This is a genomic window from Microbacterium sp., assembly GCF_030149085.1.
Lineage (GTDB): Bacteria > Actinomycetota > Actinomycetes > Actinomycetales > Microbacteriaceae > Microbacterium.
Map to the genome: position 1 here is coordinate 1 of NZ_JASBSF010000351.1, position 4,276 is coordinate 4,276.

At 68.5% G+C, this 4,276-nt stretch carries 3 protein-coding genes; 1 reads left to right on the plus strand and 2 read right to left on the minus strand.

Annotation, left to right across the window (positions count from 1 at the left end; translation table 11 throughout):
* Nucleotides 1-894 (minus strand): aldose 1-epimerase family protein (locus tag Q1V87_RS14400; protein WP_300594323.1); only part of this gene is annotated, 894 nt, incomplete at its 3' end.
* Nucleotides 895-1,188: 294 nt separating this feature from the next.
* Here Q1V87_RS14400 and Q1V87_RS14405 point away from each other — a divergent pair.
* Complete coding sequence (locus Q1V87_RS14405) at nt 1,189-3,342, plus strand: DEAD/DEAH box helicase (protein WP_300594326.1); 2,154 nt, start codon at nt 1,189-1,191, stop codon at nt 3,340-3,342.
* Nucleotides 3,343-3,454: 112 nt separating this feature from the next.
* Here Q1V87_RS14405 and Q1V87_RS14410 read toward each other — a convergent pair.
* Nucleotides 3,455-4,276 (minus strand): radical SAM protein (locus tag Q1V87_RS14410; RefSeq protein ID WP_300594329.1); only part of this gene is annotated, 822 nt, incomplete at its 5' end.

Genomic DNA, 4,276 nt, shown 5'->3' on the forward strand with positions numbered 1-4,276 from the left:
CACGGTCCAGGTCTCGCCCGGCGCCAGCCAGCGCAGACCTCGACCGGAGTTGAGGGCGTCAGGCACCGCGCTCATCGGTTCGATGGCGACGGCCAACTCGCGGTTCGGGTAGCGGTCAGTCGTGTACACCTGCACGTAGTCGAGGTCTGGCCCCTGCCAGATCGTGACGGTCCGCCCATCGGGCGCGCTCAGGCGGTGGCGCAGCATCCCGTCGGCGTCCCGGGCGATCTCGGTGTAGCACGTGTTGAGCGAGACATCCCCGAGCCGGGCGCCCTCCCGAAGATCGGATGCCGCGTCCACCGGTACCTCGTCGATCGGGATCAGCGCGTCGTCGAGCACGAGCATCTTCTGGCCCGGCGAGGTCAAGACAAGATCGGCGGTCGGAACATCACCGAGCGTGAAGTACGGGTGGGTGCCGAGGGCCGCGGGTGCGGCATCCGTGCCGACGTTCTCGATGACGTGGGTGACCTCGATGCCATCGGCAGTCAGCGCATACGTGACAGTCGTATCGAGCTGGAAGGGGTAGCCGCTCTGCGGAAAGACGGTCGCCGCGAGCGTGAGCTTGTCGCCGGACTGCTCGGCGACGGTGTACGGCATGAAGCGCAGCAGCCCGTGCGATGCGCCCCCGACCGACGGATCGGTGATCCACAGCTGGTAGGTGGTGCCATCGTGGCTCCACGTGCCGCCCCGGACGCGGTTCGGCCACGGCACGAGCACGGTTCCGGATGCCGCGGGTGCGGGCATCCCCTGGGGGTAGGGTGCGATGAGGTCGACGCCGTCGACGGTCAGTCCGCGGATCGTCGCCCCCACCTGCGTGAGGTGCGCCGTTACCCGGCCGTCGGCGCTCGAGAGGTGGAACTGCTCCCCGGTGGGGTCGTGGCGCGTGTCGATCATGGGTCCTCCTCGGCTGGCGTCGTGCCCATGCTAGAGGCCCTGAGTGACGCATCCGTTCCGATGGTGCCGAGGTGCCGACGTGGGGGTTTCTCAGGGTGAGCCTGTACCCTGGATCGGTCGGCTCTGGACATTGCCTTGTATGGCGAGTGGGTTTGTGAGTCCTTGGGGCCGATGGTGAGCGCCGATCGGCGCACATGACCATCACATGAATGGCCCCCGGCCAAGAGAGTCCGGGCCTGTCGAGCGCGTCTCGACTGCTGTTCTCGTGCGAGAGAACCCAGGAAGAACACACCCATGCCCAAGAGCAAGAAGCCGGCCGGCGGCCGCGCAGCCAAGAACTTCGAACCGCGCTATGGCGAGAAGACCGCGTACCAGGACCGCAAGCGTCGTCCCGGTACGTCGTCGGCCGGAAAGCCAGGCAGCAAGAGCCCGAGTCACCGCGGCTACCGCCCCGAGACCGCTGAGTCGAGCGGCGAGCCTAAGCGCCGCTGGACGGCGCAGGAGCGTGCCGGTCGCGACGAGGCTCGCGCCATCCGCACCCACGCCCGCGATGACCGCCCGCGTCGGGATGACCGCCCCGCGCGAGATGACCGCCCCGCGTACGGGGACCGCCCGCGTCGTGAGGGTCAGGATCGTTACTCCGACCGTCCCCGTCGTGATGACCGTCCGTCGTATGGTGATCGCCCACGCCGTGATGACCGTCCGTCGTATGGTGATCGCCCGCGTCGTGATGACCGTCCGTCGTACGGTGATCGCCCACGTCGGGATGACCGGCCGTCGTACAACGACCGTCCGCGTCGTGATGACAGTTCGTCGTATGGCGACCGCCCGCGTCGTGACGACCGCCCGCAGCGTGATGATCGCCCCGCGTACGGTGATCGCCCGCGTCGTGATGACCGTCCCTCGTACGGTGACCGTCCGCGTCGGGATGACCGCGGTGGTTACGGTGACCGGCCCCGTCGTGATGACCGTCCGCAGCGCGAGGGCCAGGACCGCTACGGGGATCGTCCGCGTCGCGACGACCGTCCCTCCCAGGCAGACCGTCCCCGTCGTGAGGATCGCCCGTCGTACAGTGACCGCCCGCGTCGCGACGACCGTGCCGGTTACGGTGACCGGCCCCGTCGTGACGACCGGCCGCGCCGCGACGACCGTCCGAACCGCTCCGACTGGAACGCGCCGACGCGCTCGGCCGCACACGAAGAGCACGTCGACGTTGTCCACGAGCGGTTGCAGGCTGACGCTGTTCAGGCCGATGCTGTCGAGGGCGTGAGCTTCGGTGATCTGGGCCTCGGCGAGAACATCGTTCGCGTGCTTGCCGAGCTGGGTGCGGCAACGCCGTTCCCGATTCAAGCGGCCACCGTTGCGCCGATCCTCGAGGGTCGCGATGTGCTCGCCCGCGGACGGACCGGGTCGGGTAAGACCATCGCGTTCGGCGCACCGCTCGTCGAGAGCATCCTGCGCTCGCAGGCGGGGAGCCGTCGTGAGTTCGGCCGATCGCCCAAGGCTCTGGTGCTCGCTCCCACGCGTGAGCTCGCGCTGCAGATCGACCGCACGATCCAGCCGATCGCCCGCAGCGTCGGTCTGTTCACGACGCAGATCTACGGTGGTGTACCCCAGGCCCGCCAGGTCGGTGCGCTCAAGAAGGGCGTCGACATCATCGTCGGGACCCCGGGCCGCATCGAGGACCTCGTCGAACAGGGCAAGCTCGACCTCTCGGATGTTCGGATCGCCGTCCTCGATGAGGCCGACCACATGTGTGAGCTGGGCTTCCTCGAGCCGGTGCAGCGCATCCTGCGTCTGACCGCTGACGGTAGCCAGAAGCTGCTGTTCTCAGCGACGCTCGACCGCGAGGTCGCTGCGCTCGTCGACGAGTTCCTCGTCGAGCCTGCCGTCTACGAGGTTGCGGGTGAAGACCAGGACTCGAGCACCATCGAGCACCGCGTGCTCGTGATCGACCACCGCGACAAGGCCGAGATCCTGACCTCGCTCGTCGACCGCGACGGCAAGACCCTCGTGTTTGCTCGTACCCGCGCCTACGCCGAGATGCTCGCCGAGCAGTTCGACGACGCCGGCATTCCGTCCCTCGCCCTGCACGGTGACCTCAACCAGGCCAAGCGCACGCGCAACCTCGAGAAGCTCACCTCGGGCCGGGTGCGGGTGCTCGTCGCGACGGATGTCGCCGCGCGCGGCATCCACGTCGATGACATCGACTTGGTCGTGCAGGCCGACGCTCCCGACGAGTACAAGACGTACCTGCACCGCTCGGGACGCACCGGCCGCGCGGGTCGCGAGGGTCGGGTCGTCACGCTCATCACGCGTCAGCGTCGTCGCCGCATGACCGAGATGCTTGATCGCGCCGAGATCGAGGCGCCCTTCGAGGACGCTCGCGTCGGTGACGACCTGCTCGAGGAGATCGCGGGCCGTCAGCTCGCCGACGTCGACGCCTGACGCGCCGCCGCCACCTCTCTGACGTAGGCAATATCCCGCAGGCAGGACGAATCCTCACCGGATCGTCCTGCCTGCGGGATGTGTCCTACCTCCATGCGTAGAAGCGGCGGGCTCAGAACAGCATCGCTGCCGCGTCAGCACGTCTGCCGCGCGAGGTCGTGACGACGGATGCCGCGGCACGCCGCGCTGCCAGACCGGGCACCGGCTCGCGTGGCGGCGCTTCTTCCTCGGCGTGCCCCGTCAGGCCGTGCACCCGCAGCAGCGGCCGAACGCGCTTGGCGAGCCACTGACGGTACGGCTTCGGCGCGTACGCGGAAGCGCCCGGGTACAGGCCGCGATACGACCCGACGAGTTCCGGATGCTCCCGCTCGAGCCATTGCCAGAACCACTGCTTCGCCCCCGGGCGCAGGTGCAGCGCGCCGAAGACCACTCGGTGTGCGCCGGCCGCTCGGATGCGCCCCAGCGCATCATCGAGCGTGGCAATTGAATCGGTGAGGTGGGGGAGGATCGGCATCAGGAACACGGTGACGCGGAATCCGGCATCCGTCGCCGCTCTCACGGTCTCGAGGCGCGCGGCTGCGCTCGGCGTCCCCGGCTCGAGCGTGCGCTGTAGTGCATCGTCGAACACGGCTATCGACATCGCCAGTGAGACATCGACCTCATACGAGGCTTCTGTCAGAAGCGGAAGATCCCGGCGTAGCAGCGTGCCCTTGGTCAGGATCGAGAACGGGGTGCCGGCATCCGTCAGCGCCTGGATGATGCCGGGCATGAGTCGGTACCGTCCCTCGGCCCGCTGATACGGGTCGGTGTTTGTGCCGAGCATGACCGGATCGCCGGGCCACGACGGCCGTGCGAGCTCTGTGCGCAGCACGTCGGCGACGTTGACCTTGACGACGATCTGCGAGTCGAAGTCGCGCCCGGCATCCAGCTCGAG

Excerpts from the sequence above, each read along its gene's own strand:
- Q1V87_RS14405 (WP_300594326.1), top strand. The coding sequence starts at position 1,189 with ATGCCCAAGAGCAAGAAGCCGGCCGGCGGCCGCGCAGCCAAGAACTTC.